Raw genomic sequence first — 15362 nt, forward strand, 5'->3', positions numbered from 1 at the left:
CGCCGCCGCGAAGCTGAACCGCGCCAGGAAGACCACCAGCAACGGCACGCAGAGCAACGCCGCCAGGCTGGGCACCAGCACCCGCAGATAGAAGGTCTCCAGACTATCGATATCGGCGCGCATCCGGCTCAGCAGATCGCCGTTGCGCTGGCCCTGCAGCCGCGCCGGGGCCAACGGTTCCAGCCTTTCATAGAACCAGACGCGCAAGGCACTCAGCTGCCGGAAGGTGGCGTCATGCGTGACCAGCCGCTCGCCATAGCGCCCGACGCTGCGCAGCACCGCCAGCCCGCGTATGGCGGCGGCGGGGGTGAAATATTCGATCATCGGCCCGCCATGCCCGGCCAGCGCCATGGCGGCGATGAACCAGCCGGAGAGGGCGAGCAGTGCCACATTGGCGAGGATCACCCCGGCAGAGAGTAGAACCCCCGCCAGCGCCCAGCCCCAGCCCGCCCCCAGCAGCGATAAAAGCCGGCGCAAATCCCTCATGCCGCCCCCTCATAGGCCGCCAGCGCGGCGCGATAGGCGCTGCCTTGCGCCAGCAGCGCGGCGGGCGGCCCGTATTCCACCACCCGCCCGTGCTCGATCACCGCAATCCGGTCGGCCGCGCGCACACTCTCCAGCCGATGCGCGATGATCAGCACGGCCTTCTCTTGTCGCAGCGCTGCGATGGCGGCGCGGATGTTGTCCGCACTCTCCTCATCCAGGCTGGCATCCGGCTCGTCCAGCACCAGCAGGTCGGCGTTTTTCAGGATCGCCCGGGCCAGAGCGATGCGGCGCAGCTGCCCGCCGGAGAGCCCCTGGCCGGCCTCATCCAGCCGCGTCTCGTAGCGCTGCGAAAACATCTCGATGAACCCGTCCGCATGCGCGGCGCGGGCGGCGGCGCGCACCTCCTCGTCGCTGGCCTCAGGGCGGGCGAGGCGGATATTTTCGGCGATGCTGACCGGGAACAAGGTCGGGCGCTGCGGCATCCAGGCCACGCGCGGGCGCCAGGATGCCGGGTCGATTTCGCGCAGATCCTGCCCATCGACCATGATCCGCCCCTGGCTCGGCGCCTCCAGCCCCAGCAGCAGCCGGGCCAAAGTTGTCTTGCCGCCGCCGCTCGGCCCCACCAGCGCCAGCATCTCGCCGCGCGCCAGGCTCAGATTGATCCCCTCCAGCGTGGGATGCGCGGGCTCATAGGCAAAGCCCACCCCCTCCAGTCGGACTTCGCCGAGGAGCGGCGTGGGCAGCGCCATGGTCCCGGTCTGCGCCACCGGGATAGGGGTTTCCAGAAACGCGACAATCTGCTCGGCTGCCGCCACCGCGTCCATTTTGGCGTGATATTGCGTGCCCATATTGCGCAGCGGCCTGTAGAATTCCGGGGCCAGCAGCAGCACGAAAAAGCCGGGCAGGAAGGCCATCTCGCCGTAATAGAGCCGAAACCCGATATAGACCGCGACCATGGCGATGCTGATCGTCGCCAGGAATTCCAGCACCAGGGCTGAAAGAAACGCGACGCGCAGCACCTCCATCACCGCATGCCGGTACTCCTCCGCCATTCGCCCGACGATGCGCGCCTGCACCCGGCTGACATTGAAGAGCTTCAGCGTCGTCAGCCCCTCGATCACATCGAACAGATGCGCCGAGAGCTGCGCCAGCTTGCGCCATTGTTTCTGGTTCAGCGAAGCCGTGCCCTTGCCGATGACGATCATGAAGATCGGGATCAACGGCGCGCTGAGCAGCATGATCAGGAAGGAGACCCAGTCCGTCGGCAGCACCACGGCGAGGATGGCTATGGGCAGGAAGGCGGCCAGGGCGGTTTGCGGCAGATAGGCGGCGTAATAGGGGTCGAGCTTGTCCAGCCCGGTGGAAAATAAGACCGCCAGCTCGCCGCTGCGCTGGCCCGCGATGAAGCGCGGCCCCAAAGCCGCCAGCTTTTCGTGCAAACTGGCGCGCAGGCTGGTTTTGGCCTGAGCCGCCGCCTCGAAGGCCAGAGCGTCCGTACCGAACCCGGCCAGGGCGCGGAGCAGAAACACCCCGAGCAGCCCGCCCAGCAGCGGCCAGAGCCCGGCCAGATGTTCCACATGGAACATCACCGCATCGACAATGCGGGCCAGCAGCCAGCATTGCCCCACCAGCAGCAGCCCGCCCAGCGCCCCCAGCCCCACCGCGCCCGCCAGGGGCCGGCGGAGATTTTTCGCCCGCGCCCGCAGCCAGCCATTCAGGGCCTTGGCCTGGTCGCGGGGCAGCGGGGCGCTGTGCGTCGCCATGCTCAGTGATAGGCCGCCAGGGCCGAGATGCGGGCGCGGAACACCCAGATCTGATAGGCGTTATAGGCCAGCATCACCGGAATGAAGCCGCCCATCGCCAAAGTGAAGGTGAACAGCGAGACCGCCGGGCTGGCGCCGTCATAGATCGTCCAGGTATTGGGGATCAGCCAGGGATAGATCGTCGCCATCATCGCCAGCGCCATCACCGCGATGCCGATATTCAGCCAGAGAATGGCGGCGATGTCGCGGTCCTGCCTCGCCGCAAGGCGCATCCGCCAGGCGGCGAAGACCACCACCAGCAGCACGACGATCCACATCCACATATGCGGCCCCAGCCATTTGCCGCGCGCCCAGGGGAAGAGGATGGCGCTTAAGCCCACGGTGATGGCGACCACCGCCAACGCCAGCCAGAAGGCGCTGCTGGTCCAGCGCGCGGCCTGCTGGCGGATCGGCTCGTCCTTCTCAAACCGGGCGCGCACGAACAGCACGCCGGAGAGGGTGGTGGCGATGACGGCTGCCACACCGGTCCAGATGCTGAACGGGGTGAAGCAGCGCAGCGCCCCGCCGATATAGGCGCCGGGCGCGTTCGGGTCATGGGTGATCGGGAAGCCGTTCAGCACCGCGCCGACCGCCAGCCCGCCGAAGAAGGCGACGATGAGGCTGGAAACGCCGAAGGCATAATCCGAGAAACGCTGCCAGCGCGCGGCGGCCAGATGCCGGAATTCCAGCGCCACCGCGCGGGTGATCATGCCCCAGAGGGCGATCATCAGCGGGATCATCAGATAGGAAAAAGCCGAGCCATAGACCAGCGGGAAGGTGCCGAACAAAACCCCGCCGGCGACCACCAGCCAGGTTTCGTTGGCATCCCAGGTGCCGGCCATGGCGGACATGATGGCGCCGCGCTCATGCTCGGCGCGGACGAAGAGGGAGAAAATCCCCGCCCCCAGATCCGCGCCATCCAGCACGACATAGAGCAGCACGGCGACATCGAGGGCGATCCACCAGGCGAAGGTGACGAGGTCCTGAACTTGGGTGAACTCATTCATGATCGGATCTCCGCCTCAGACCGGGCGCACATAAGACGGCGCGGCATGCTTATCGTGCGGGGCGGGCTCCAGCGCGCCCAGATGCTGGTGGCCATCCTCGGCGACCGGGCTGGTGAGATCCGGCCCGGTGCGGATGATCTTCGCCAGGAAGTACCAGACGCTGCCCCACACCGCGAGCTCGAAGCCGAGATAGCCAACCATCCAGACGATCTCCTGGCCGATGCCCATCAGGCTCACCCCGTCCGCGGTGCGCATCATCCCGTACACCACCCAGGGCTGGCGGCAGATTTCGCGCACCCACCAGCCGCACCAGATGGAGATGTAAGGCAGGAAACCGGCGGCGATGACGGCGCGCAGGAACCAGCGCTGCCGCGCGATTTGGGCCGCGCCCAGCCTGCCCCGCAGCGCCAGATAGAGGCCCCAGAAGGCCAGCAGCACCAGCGCCGCACCTGCGCCGGCCATGACGCGGAAGGCGTAGAAGGGGATCAGCACCGGCGGGCGCTGGTCGGCCGGGAATTCATCCAGCCCCTGCACCTTGCCGTTCCAGCTATGATCCTCCAGCAGGCTCAGCACGTGCGGGATGGTGATCGCCCAGGCATTGCCGTCGCCGCGCGCATTCGGCCAGGCGATGACCTGCCAGCCGGTATTCACCGAGCCGTCCGGATTATAGGTGTGGTAATGGCCTTCCATCGCGGCGAGGGCCGCCGGCTGGTCGTCCGCCACCACCCGGCCCAGACCATCGCCGAGATAGACCTGCAAGGGCGCGACGACGACCAGCGCCAGGATGGAGGCTTTCAGCGTCTTCTGGAACAGCGCCACATGGCGGAATTTCAGGCAGTACCAGGCGGAAATCGCCGCGACGAAGCCCAGCGCCAGCTCCACCGCCGCCAGCCACATATGCGGAAAGCCCAGCCATACATCCGGGTTGAGCAGCGCCTTGCCCCAATCCGTCACCTGGAACAGCCCGTTTTTCAGCTCGACGCCGGCCGGGGTCTGCATCCAGCTATTCGCATCCAGGATCCACATCGCCGAGAGGGTGGAGGAGAGGGCGACATTGAAGGTGGCGAAGAGATGCATCCTGCGGGAGATCTTGCCCCAGCCGAAGATCATCAGCCCGATGAAGCCGGCCTCATACATGAAGGCGGTGATCGTTTCATAGCCCAGCACCTGGCCGAAGAACGGCCCGGCGGCGGCGGAGAAGCGGCCATAGAGAATGCCGAAGGCCATCTCCATGGTGATGCCGGTGGCGACACCGGCGGCGAAATTCACGATGAACAGCTTCTCGAAGAAGCGCACCAGCCGGTACCAGCTTTCATTCTGGCTGCGCACCCAATGCCATTCCGCCAGGAACAGCAGCGCCGCCAGCCCGATGGTCAAAGGCGGATACAGGATATGCATGGTGGTGATCCACGCGAAATCCAGCCGCGACAGAAGGACGGATAGAGGGCTATCCTGCATCGCACACACTCCAGTGTTATTTCTTACCCGGGCGGTTCTGGCCCTGGGATCGTTAACGCAAACTCAAATCAGTCCGGCTGCGCGTCGGTTTCGGCGGGCTGGCGGCGCAGGCCGCGGCCCAGCCCCGGCAGCTTGTTTTTCAGCTCCAGCAGCCCGACCACCTTGCTGCCCAGGCGCAAAAGCTGCACCAGCTCCTTGGTGTTGAGCCGCTGCACCTCGTCCGCCCATTGCACCAGCAGCTCGATCAGATCGTGCATCTGCTGCAAACGCTGCTGGGCGTATTCATCGGCCTCGCTGCCCGGCTGGGTGACGATGAGGCCGCGCAGCACGCTCAGCGTCGGGTCGATCTCGCGCTTGCGCCTTTGCTCGGCCAAGGTGCGGACGATCTGCCAGATATCGTCCGGGGTGGAGAAATAATCCCGCCGGTCCCCGGGCAGATGCTGCAGCCGCACCAGCTCCCAGCTTTGCAGCTCCTTCAGGCTCATCGAGACATTGGAGCGCGAGACGCCCAGCGCCGCGACGATCTCATCCGCCGAGAGCGGCGCCTGCGAGGCGTAGAGCAGGGCATAGACCTGACCGACGGTGCGGTTGATCCCCCAGCGGCTGCCCATCTCGCCGAAATGCAGCACAAAATTTTCAACTAAAGGTGAAAGCGGCACTCTTCCGAACTTTCAGTAATTTTTGAAATTACTGGAACTTCAGGTGCCCCTCTGTCAAGCCGTTCCAGCCTGGCGCGTCCCGGCGGGGGCGCATCCCAGTCATGCCTTTCCGCTTGACCGGCCCGCGCATCGCGCCGGATAGAAAGCCATGCAGGTTCCCCAACGCGTCATCCGCCAGCGCCGCCAATATAATCAATGGGTCGGCAACCAGACGCTGGAGGATTTCGCGCTGCGCTTCACCGCGACCCGGGCGCGGCGCGGCGCCTTTCAGGTGGCGAACACGGCGCTCGGCGCGGTCTCCTTCCTGGCCTGTGAGGCGATTGGCGGCTCCATCACCCTCACCTTCGGCTTCACCAACGCGATGGCGGCGATTGTCGCGGCGGGGCTGATCATGTTCCTGGTCGGGCTGCCGATCTGCGCGGCGGCGACGAAGCACGGCATCGATGTCGATCTGCTCACCCGCGGGGCGGGGTTTGGCTATATCGGCTCGACCATCACCTCGCTGATCTACGCCACCTTCACCTTCATATTATTCGCCATCGAGGCCAGCATCATGTCGGCGGCGATGGTGATGGTGCTGCATCTGCCGCTCTGGCTGGCGAACTGCATCAGCGCCCTGGCGGTGGTGCCGATTGCGGCGCTTGGCATCCGCGTCATCAGCCGCATGCAGCTGTTCAGCCAGCCGCTCTGGCTGGTGCTGCAATTCGGGCCGCTGCTCTATCTCGCCGCGCGGGGCCTGCCGGATATCGCGGCCTGGACGCAGTTTCCCGGCATCACCGGCAGTAACGGGCTGGCACTGCTGCCCTTCGGCATGGCCACCTCCATTCTGCTCTCGCTGCTGCCGCAGATCGGCGAGCAGGTGGATTATCTGCGCTTTCTGCCGGCCAAGCGCGGGGCAGGGGGCTGGGCGGCGCTGCTGCTCACCGGGCCGGGCTGGGTGCTCACCGGCTGCGCCAAGATCGCGGCGGGGTCGTTCCTGGCCTATCTCGCCATCGAGCGCGGGGTGGATTGGGAGCATGCGGCGCAGCCCGCCACCATGTTCCGCTTCGCCTTTCTGGAAGTGTTCCATAACCCGGCGCTGGCGGCGGGGCTGACGCTGGTTTTCGTCGTCACCTGCCAGATGAAGATCAACACCACCAACGCCTATGCCGGCTCCATCGCCTGGTCCAATTTCTTCTCCCGGCTCACCCATTCGCATCCGGGCCGGGTGGTGTGGGTGGTGTTCAACGTGGCGCTGGCGCTGCTGCTGATGCAGCTGGGCATCTACCGGGTGATTCAGAATATCCTCGGGCTGTACGCGAATTTCGCGGTGGGCTGGATGGGGGCTCTGGCGGCGGATCTGGTGATCAATAAGCGGCTGGGGCTGTCACCGCCGGGGATCGAGTTCAAGCGGGCTTATCTGTACGACATCAACCCGGTCGGCGTCGGGGCGATGGGGCTTTCGGTGCTGGTTTCCACACTGATGAGCTTTGGCGTGTTCGGGCCGGTGGCGCGGGCGGTCGCACCCTTTGGCGGGTTGATCGTCGCCTTTGTCGCGGCGCCGGCGATCGCCTGGGCGACCAAGGGGCGGTTCTATCTGGCGCGGCCGCCGGAGGACGTGGCCGCGCAAAGCTGCATCGTCTGCGAGGGGGGGTTTGACGGGCCGGACATGGCCGGCTGCCCGGCCTATGGCGGGCCGATCTGCTCGCTCTGCTGTACGCTGGAGGCGCGTTGCCATGATCTCTGCAAGCCGCAGGGAAGGCTGGCGCAGAGCCTAGAGCGCAGCCTGCCGGCAAAGCTGCGCGACTGGCTGGCGAAGCGGCTGGATGCAAGGATCTTGCCCTTCCTCGGGCTGCTGCTGCTGTTCACCGCCATCATCGCGGCGCTGCTGGGGGTGATCGGCTATGAGTTCGGGGTGCTGGAGCCCAATGCCAGTGCCGCCGTGCGCCAGACGCTGCTGGTGGCGTTCTACGCGCTGTTCATTCTCGCCGCCCTGGCCGCCTGGCTGCTGGTGCTGGCGCGGGCCGGCAGCCGGGCGGCGGAGGCGGAGACCGGGCACCAGACCGCGATGCTGCTGGATGAGATCGCCGCGCATGAGCGCACCGATGCGGCGCTGCAGACCGCCAAGGCGGCGGCGGAATCCGCCAATACCGCGAAGAGCCGTTATATCGTCGGCGTGATTCACGAAATCCGCGCGCCGCTGAACGCGATTTTCGGCTATGCGCAGCTGCTGGAGGCCGGCGGTACGCTGCGGCCGGATGAGGCGATCCGCACCATTCGCCGCTCCGCCGCACATCTCTCCAATCTGGTGGATGGGTTGCTGGATATTTCGCAGATCGAGAGCGGGGCGCTGCATCTGCACCGGGATCTGGTGGATTTCCCGGATTTTCTGGATCAGCTGGTGGATATGTTCCGGCTGCAGGCGCAGGCGAAAGGCATCGTGTTCAAGGATGAGCGTGCGCGCATGCTGCCCCGGCATGTGCATACGGATGAAAAGCGGCTGCGGCAGATTTTGATCAATCTGCTCTCCAACGCGATCAAATACACGCCCAAGGGCGAGGTGCGGCTCAATGTGCAGCGGCGCGGGCTGGTGACGGAATTCACCATCGCCGATACCGGCAATGGCATCCGGCCGGAGGATCTGGCGAAGATTTTCGAACCGTTCGAGCGCGGCCATCTGCCCGCCTCCAATGCGCTGCCGGGGACGGGTCTCGGGCTGACCATCTCCAAGCTGCTGACGGAGATATTGGGCGGGGAGATTGCGGTGGAGAGCACGCCGGGCCAGGGCAGCGCCTTCAAGGTGCGGCTGCTGCTCTCCGAGGCGCAAGGGGCGGAGGCGGTGGCGCCGCCGCGGCGGATGACCGCCTATGCCGGGCCGCGCCGGAAGATCCTGATCGCCGATGACGATGCGGACCATGTGCGGCTGGTGAGTGACGTGCTGCTGCCGCTGGGCTTCGTCGTGCTCTCGGTGGCGGATGGGCCCGCCTGTTTGGCGCTGGCGCAGGATGCCGCACCCGATCTGATCATTCTCGATATTTCCATGCCCTTCATGTCAGGGCTGGAGGTGGCGGGGGCGTTGCGGGCGCGGGGGGAGAGGGCGCGGATCTTGATGGTCTCGGGCAATCTGCATGATGCGACCCGCCCTGGTGAGGCGGATTATGATGCGTTTCTGGCCAAGCCGATCGATATCCGGGCGCTGCTGGAGAAGATCGGCACGCTGCTGGGGCTGGACTGGGTGTATGAGGCGCCCGCCCCCGCGCCGCAGGCCGCGTTGGCGCGCCCGGATGAGGATGTGGTGGAGGAGCTGCGCCAGCTCGCCCGCATCGGCTATGCGCGGGGGCTGGAGGCAAGGTTGAAGACGCTGGCGGCGCAGGATGCGGCGCTGGCGCCGTTCTGCGCCGAGCTGCTCGGCTGGCTGCGCGGCTTCGAGCTGAAACGCATCCTGGCCTATCTGGATGAGACGCCATGAGCGCCCGCCGTGATCTGGTGCTGGTGGTGGATGACACGCCGGAGACGCTGGGGCTGCTGACCGAGGCGCTGGAAACGGCCGGGCTGACCGCGTTGGTGGCGACCAGCGGCGAGGCGGCGCTGGAGACGCTGCTGCATGTGACGCCGGACCTCATTCTGCTGGATGCGATGATGCCGGGGCTGGACGGGTTCGAGACCTGCAAGGCGCTGAAGGCGCTGCCGGCGTTGAGCCCGATCCCGGTGATCTTCATGACCGGGCTTTCGGATACCGCGCATGTGGTGCGCGGGCTGGAGGCGGGCGGGGTGGATTATGTCACCAAGCCGATTGTCATCGATGAGATGCTGGCGCGGATCAGGGTGCATCTGGGCAATGCCAGGGCGGCCTTGCGGACCAGGGCGGCTTTGGATGCGGCGGGCGGGTTTCTGCTGGCGGCGGATGAGGCGGGGGCGCTGCTCTGGTGCACGCCGCAGGCCGAGCAGCGTTTGGCTGACGCGCTGCCGGATTTCACCGCCGCCGGCTTTCGTCTGCCGGCCGGGCTGGAGATGCAGGCGGGCACGCGCACGCTGCATTTTGCCCTGGTGGGGCGCACCGGTCCGGCGGAGTTGCTCTATCGCCTGACCGAGAGCGGGGGCGGGCAGGAGGAGGCGTTTCTGCAAAGCCAGTTCGGCTTGAGCGCGCGCGAGGCGGAGGTGCTGCTGTGGGTGGCCCGGGGTAAGCCGAACAAGGATGTTTCGGATATTCTCGGCATTTCGCCGCGCACGGTGAACAAGCATCTGGAGCAGGTTTTCACCAAGCTGGGGGTGGAGAACCGCGCCTCGGCGGCGGCCCTGGCGGTGGGAGCGCTTGCGCGGCGGGGGTAAAAACCCTTTGAAAAATCTATAAAAATTTTGGCGATTATATACTTGATGCCACAATCCCCAAGATATAGGGTTTTCTAGCATTCAGAGGGGTGCCGTCATGTCGAAACTTTCCACATCGCAACAGAAAAAGGATGCGCACAGTGGTGGGTGAGATTTTTGCTGGCATAAGCGCCTTCAGGGCGATGTATGATTCCGCGAAGGCCCTAAAGGACATGAATGATGGGGCCGTTCGGAACGGAGCTGTCGTAGAATTGCTCGAAAAAATACTTACCGCACAACAGGCGCAAGGGGCGTTATTGGAGCAAGTAGCGAATCTTGAAAAAGAAATAGCAGCTTTTGAAACATGGAACGCTGACAAGCAGCGCTATAAGATGAGCACGACAAAAGGTGGTTCTATCGTCTATAGATTGAAGCCAGACGTGGAGCCTCCCGAACCTCCGCATGATATATGTGCCACCTGCTATGAGCACCGTAAGCGCTCGATACTTCAAGCGGCCCCATACTCCACTCCGCATATGCAGCTTGGAAAGCCACGTATGCTTGTGTGCCACGAATGCAAATCTGAAATTATTGCCTGACATCAACATGTTGTCCACTGTGGCTTCAAGTATATAATCGCCAAAGTTTTTGAAGCTATGCGGATTTTTTTCAAAAAGTCCGCGCGAACATTTGGGTCAGTGCCCCAGCGCCCCCACCCCGCCCCGCCCACTACGTCAAATGGCCCATGGCGTGCGGCGGCGCAGCAAACCCATACTCTCCCATCACGAACGCGGGCTTGCCGCCAACAAGTGGGAGACTTTGATGACGATGAAGAAACTGGGGAAAAAACTGAGCCTCGCCGCCGCCCTTCTCGCCAGCACGGCTTTGGGCCTTGCCGCCCCCGCCCATGCCGACGGCACCGTGAAGGTGGGTGTGTTGCAATCCCTCTCCGGCACCATGGCGATTTCCGAAGTGCCGCTGGAAAATGCCGAGCTGCTGGCGATCGACCAGATCAACGCCAAGGGCGGCGTGCTGGGCAAGAAGATCGTGCCGGTGGTGGAAGATGGCGCCTCCGACCCGGCGATCTTCGCGCAGAAAGCGACCAAGCTGCTGCAGCAGGACAAGGTGGTGACGGTGTTCGGCGGCTGGACCTCCGCCTCGCGCAAGGCGATGCTGCCGGTGTTCCAGCGCCTGCACGGGCTGCTCTGGTATCCGGTGCAGTTCGAGGGCAATGAATGCTCCCCCAACATCATGTATTCCGGCGCGCAGCCGAACCAGCAGGCGCTCCCGGCTTTGGAATGGGCCGAGAAGCAGGGCTACAAGAAGATCTTCCTGGTCGGCTCCGATTATGTGTATCCGCGCACCGCGAATTTGATCCTGAAGAAGCATATCGCGCATGACGGGCTGACCCTCTCGGGCGAGGAATATGTGCCGCTCGGCGGGACGGATTTCTCCTCGATCATCGCGGAAATCCAGAAGGCCAAGCCGGACATCATCATCAACACGCTGAACGGCGATTCCAACGTCTCCTTCTTCAAGCAGATGGCCGCCGCCGGCATGACCCCGGACAAGCTGCCGGTGATGAGCTTCTCCATCGCCGAGCCGGAAGCCAAGGCGATGGGCCCGAGCCTGCTCGCCGGCTCCTATACCAGCTGGAACTATTTCCAGAGCCTGCCGGGCCAGACCAATGCCGATTTCGTCGCCGCCTATAAGGCGAAATATGGCGCCGACTCCGTCGTCGATGACCCGATGGTGCATGGCTATGAGGATGTGATGATCTGGGCCGACGCCGCCAAGAAGGCCGGCAGCTTCGACCCGAAGAAGGTGCGTAACGAGGCGGTGAAGCTCGGCTTCGTCGACAGCCCGCTGGGCCAGGTGAAGTTCGATGCCAACCAGTCCATGGTGCAGACCGGCTATATCGGCGAGCTGCAGCCGGATGGGCAGTTCAAGGTGATCTGGTCCTCGCCGGCGCCGATCAAGCCGGTGCCGTATGACCCGCTGACCTTCCCCGGCAAGAGCTGCGGCCTGCACAGCAACTTCTAAAGCCTGTGACGCGGCCCTGAACAAGGGCCGCGCTTCGTTCTCTCAGTCAGGAGGCCTCCATGCATGAAAGCGCGTTTCTGATCGGCCAGGTGTTCAACGGCATTTCGGTGGCCTCGCTGTTCGTCATGGCGGCCTTGGGCCTGGCTCTTTCCTTTGGCCTGATGCGGGTCATCAATATGGCGCATGGCGAGATGCTGATGCTGGGCGGGTATCTCGCCTATCTCACATTGTTGGTCGTGCCCGGCCCGCTCGGCATTCTCGTCGCCATGCCGGTGGCGTTTCTGGGGGCGGCGTTTCTCGGCGGCATCCTGGAACTCACCGTCATTCACCGCCTCTCGACCCGGCCGCTGGATACGCTGCTGGCGACCTGGGGCGTTTCGCTGATTCTGCAGCAGGCGGCGCGCAATCTGTTCGGCGCCATCGGCGTGCAGGTGGTCGCACCCACCTGGCTCGACCATACGATTTCCTTTTCCACCGGCATCCTCTCCGGGCTGACCCTGCCGGACACGCGGTTGTTCATCCTGCTGGTGGCGGCGCTCATCCTCGGCGGCGTGGCGCTGCTGATCAACAAGACCCGGCTTGGGCTTTATGTGCGCGCCGTCAACCAGGACCGCCCGACCGCCGCCGCCCTGGGCGTGAATGCGCGGCTGGTGGACCTGACCGTGTTCGCGCTGGGCACCGGTGTCGCCGGGCTCGCGGGCGTGATCCTGGCGCTGCTGGGGCCGGTGACGCCGACTGTTGGCCAGAGCTATATCGTGCCGGCCTTCCTGGTCGTCATTCTCGGCGGGCTGGGCTCGCTGGTTGGCACCACCATCGCCTCGCTGATGGTCGGGCTGTTTACCGCGCTGATCGAGATCTATGTCGATGTCAGCGTCGCCCAGGTGCTGCTGCTGGTCTTCGTCATCCTGTTCATCCAAATCCGTCCGCAAGGTGTCATCGCCGTGCGCTCTCGTGCGCTGGAGGGCTGATATGAAACCCGCACGTCCCATCACGCTTTTGGTCCTGGTTCTGGGCGCCGCCGCGCCCTGGCTCATCTCCGCCTACGAGCTTTCCTTGCTGGGCCGGTTTCTGGCATTCTCGCTGGTGGCGCTTGGCATCATGATGACCTGGGGCGAAGGGGGAATTCTCTCGCTCGGCCAGGGTGTGTTTTTCGGCCTGGGCGGCTACGCGCTGGCGATGCATCTGAAACTCGAAGGGCTGGACATCGCCAATGGCGATATGCCGGATTTCATGACCTGGAGCGGGGTTTCCGCGCTGCCGAGTTTGTGGCGCTTTTTCGTGAACCCGTGGCTCTCTCTGGTTTACGTGGTGCTGGTACCTGGGGTGTTTGCCGCCTTCTTCGGCTGGCTGGTGTTTCGCCGGCGCATTGGCGGGGTGTATTTCGCGCTGATTACCCAGGCGCTGGCTTTGGCCTTCGCGACGCTGCTGGTCAGCCAGCAGGCGCTTACCGGCGGCTTCAACGGGCTGACCAATTTCTCCACCTTCGCCGGCTATGATATCACCAGCCAGGGCGCGGCGCGGGTGATTTATCTGATCACCTTCATGCTGGTGGCGGCTGCCTATTTCGCCTTGCGCTGGCTGTTGGCGACGCGCTTTGGCACCATGCTGCGCGCCACCCGCGATGGCGAAAACCGCATCCGCTTCCTGGGACATAACCCGCTGCCCTACAAGGTTGTCGCCTTCACCATCGCCGGCAGCCTTTCCGGCATTGGCGGGGCGCTGTTCACGCTGCATGCGGGGGTGATCTCCCCGGCTTTGGTGGGCGTGGTGCCCTCCATCGAGATGGTGGTCTGGGTCGCTGTTGGCGGGCGCGGCGTATTGTGGGGGGCGATTGCCGGCACGCTGCTGGTGAATTTCGCCAAGGATGAGATCAGCTCGGCGCTGCCCTCGCTCTGGCTCTATGCGCTGGGCGCGTTGTTCGTGCTGGTGGTGAGCTTCCTGCCCGGCGGCATTGCCGGGATGTTCAGCAATCCGCGCCTACCCCCCCGCCTATTGCGCCGCCGCCAGGAGGTTGTGGAATGAGCCCGCTGCTCGCACTGGAAAACGTCACCGTCGATTTCGATGGGTTCAAGGCGCTTACTGATGTTTCGCTGACGCTGGAGGCGAACGCGCTGCGCATCCTGATCGGCCCGAATGGCGCCGGAAAATCGACTTTGTGCGACACCATCATCGGCCGGGTGCGGCCGACGGCGGGGCGCATCCTGTTCAAGGGCGAGGCGATTACCGCGCTGCCGGAGCAGGAGATCGTCAAGCGCGGCATCTGCCGGAAATTCCAGACGCCGGGGATTCTGCCGAGCCTTTCGGTGATGGAAAATCTGCTGGTCAGTGGCCGCAAGAACCGCGCCTGGTGGCGCGCCTTCACCACTGCCACCCCGGCGCAGGAGATGGCGCGGGCCGAGGAGATTCTGGAGACGATCGGGTTGCAGGACCGGCGCGACGTGCCCGCCGCCAGCCTCGCCCATGGTGAGAAGCAATGGCTGGAGATCGGCATGGTGGTGGCGACGGACGCGGATCTGCTGCTGCTGGATGAGCCCACCGCCGGTATGGGCCCGCAGGATACGCAACGCACCGCCGAGCTGATCCTCTCGCTGATCGGCCGGCATGCGGTGCTGGTGATCGACCATGATATGAGTTTCGTGGAGGCGCTGAACGGTTTTACCACCGTGCTACATCAGGGGCAGATTTTGAAGGAAGGCAGTGTCGCGGAAATCCGCGCGGATGCGGCGGTGGAAGCGGTGTATCTGGGGAGGGCCAAAGATGAAGTTGCTTGAACTGCAGGCCGCCTGCGCGGCTTATGGCCAGAGCCAGGTGCTGTGGAGCATCGATATGGAGGTGGAGCAAGGGGCGGCGGTGGCGCTCATCGGCCGCAATGGCGTGGGCAAGACCACGCTGCTGAATGCCATCGCCGGGGTGCAGAAGCTTACAGGCGGGCATTTGAAGTTTGGCGGGAAGGATCTGACCGCGACACCGGCGCATGGGCGCGCGCGGGCGGGGATCGGCTTCGTGCCGCAGGGGCGGCATGTGTTTCCGCATTTGACCGTGATGGAGAATCTCACCGTCGGGCTGGCGGCGTTGGCGGGGCGCAAGGCGGTGAAAGAGTCAGGTATCGCCAGCCATATTTTCGATCTGTTCCCGAAGCTGACGCAGATTCGCAACCGCAAGGCCGGGCTGCTTTCGGGCGGGGAGCAGCAGCAGCTGGCGATTGGGCGCGCCCTCGCCGGGCAGCCGCGTTTGTTGCTGCTGGATGAGCCGACGGAGGGGATTCAGCCGAATGTGGTGCAGCAGATCGAGGCGGCTTTGCGGCGGATTCGCACCGAGCTGGGGGTGACGATTTTGATTGTCGAGCAATATCTGGATTTCGCGTGGTCGTTTGCCGAGGCGTATCATGTGATGCAGCGCGGGCGGATTATTCGTTCGGGCAGCACGGCGATGGAGTCCGCGAGCGAGATTTCGCATCTGGTGAATATATAAAAGTTTTTTGGCGGAGACGGCCAAGGTTCCGCTGCTGCGCAGCAGCGGTGGAAAGCCGCCGGAGGGGCCGCTTTTTTCAAAAAGCGGCGAACACGTTGACGCCTGTGCAGCTTCGTTGCCACCACCCCGAACGTTTGTGGGGACTTTTT

At 64.6% G+C, this 15362-nt stretch carries 12 protein-coding genes and 1 pseudogene; 8 read left to right on the forward strand and 5 right to left on the reverse strand.

What is annotated here, in order from left to right:
• The 5 genes and pseudogenes from MXAZACID_RS12805 to MXAZACID_RS12825 form a co-directional block, all read right to left on the reverse strand.
• Positions 1-486, reverse strand: a pseudogene (locus MXAZACID_RS12805) (thiol reductant ABC exporter subunit CydC); the annotation flags it as partial.
• Positions 483-2249 (reverse strand): thiol reductant ABC exporter subunit CydD, encoded by a 1767-nt coding sequence (gene cydD / locus MXAZACID_RS12810; RefSeq protein WP_008494831.1) that lies wholly within the window; start codon positions 2247-2249, stop codon positions 483-485. The gene cydD and the pseudogene MXAZACID_RS12805, both read right to left, overlap by 4 nt.
• 2 nt (positions 2250-2251) lie before the next feature.
• On the reverse strand, positions 2252-3295 hold the full coding sequence (locus tag MXAZACID_RS12815; protein WP_008494832.1) for a cytochrome d ubiquinol oxidase subunit II: 1044 nt from the start codon (positions 3293-3295) through the stop codon (positions 2252-2254).
• Between the two features lie 15 nt (positions 3296-3310).
• Positions 3311-4753, reverse strand: a complete 1443-nt coding sequence (locus MXAZACID_RS12820) for a cytochrome ubiquinol oxidase subunit I (RefSeq protein ID WP_008494833.1) — start codon at positions 4751-4753, stop codon at positions 3311-3313.
• A gap of 68 nt (positions 4754-4821) precedes the next feature.
• Complete coding sequence (locus MXAZACID_RS12825) at positions 4822-5412, reverse strand: GbsR/MarR family transcriptional regulator (RefSeq protein ID WP_035179003.1); 591 nt, start codon at positions 5410-5412, stop codon at positions 4822-4824.
• 148 nt (positions 5413-5560) lie between these two features.
• Between MXAZACID_RS12825 and MXAZACID_RS12830 the strand changes: the two genes are divergently transcribed.
• The 8 genes from MXAZACID_RS12830 to urtE all read left to right on the forward strand — a co-directional run bounded on the left by MXAZACID_RS12830 (position 5561) and on the right by urtE (position 15213).
• On the forward strand, positions 5561-8860 hold the full coding sequence (locus tag MXAZACID_RS12830) for an ATP-binding protein (protein ID WP_008494836.1): 3300 nt from the start codon (positions 5561-5563) through the stop codon (positions 8858-8860).
• Positions 8857-9720, forward strand: a complete 864-nt coding sequence (locus MXAZACID_RS12835; RefSeq protein ID WP_008494837.1) for a response regulator transcription factor — start codon at positions 8857-8859, stop codon at positions 9718-9720. The genes MXAZACID_RS12830 and MXAZACID_RS12835 overlap by 4 nt, the downstream gene beginning before the upstream one ends.
• A 143-nt stretch (positions 9721-9863) precedes the next feature.
• Positions 9864-10298 carry a hypothetical protein gene (locus MXAZACID_RS17915; protein WP_144052792.1) on the forward strand — a complete coding sequence of 145 codons (435 nt, stop codon included), beginning with the start codon at positions 9864-9866 and terminating at the stop codon, positions 10296-10298.
• Positions 10299-10521: 223 nt separating this feature from the next.
• Positions 10522-11742: an urea ABC transporter substrate-binding protein gene (gene urtA, locus MXAZACID_RS12845; protein WP_008494838.1), complete on the forward strand. Its 1221-nt coding sequence runs from the start codon at positions 10522-10524 to the stop codon at positions 11740-11742.
• Positions 11743-11801: 59 nt separating this feature from the next.
• The gene (gene urtB / locus MXAZACID_RS12850; RefSeq protein WP_008494839.1) at positions 11802-12710 is read left to right on the forward strand and encodes an urea ABC transporter permease subunit UrtB; all 909 of its coding nucleotides are present in this window, start codon (positions 11802-11804) and stop codon (positions 12708-12710) included.
• Position 12711: 1 nt separating this feature from the next.
• Positions 12712-13764: an urea ABC transporter permease subunit UrtC gene (urtC, locus tag MXAZACID_RS12855; protein ID WP_008494840.1), complete on the forward strand. Its 1053-nt coding sequence runs from the start codon at positions 12712-12714 to the stop codon at positions 13762-13764.
• Complete coding sequence (urtD, locus tag MXAZACID_RS12860) at positions 13761-14513, forward strand: urea ABC transporter ATP-binding protein UrtD (RefSeq protein WP_008494842.1); 753 nt, start codon at positions 13761-13763, stop codon at positions 14511-14513. The genes urtC and urtD overlap by 4 nt, the downstream gene beginning before the upstream one ends.
• A complete protein-coding gene (gene urtE, locus MXAZACID_RS12865) occupies positions 14500-15213 on the forward strand; it encodes an urea ABC transporter ATP-binding subunit UrtE (protein WP_039885368.1) in 714 nt (237 codons plus the stop codon). Before urtD ends, urtE begins: the two co-directional genes overlap by 14 nt.
• Positions 15214-15362 lie beyond the last annotated feature (149 nt).

The organism is Acidocella sp. MX-AZ02, assembly GCF_000306035.1.
GTDB classification, from domain to species: domain Bacteria; phylum Pseudomonadota; class Alphaproteobacteria; order Acetobacterales; family Acetobacteraceae; genus Acidocella; species Acidocella facilis.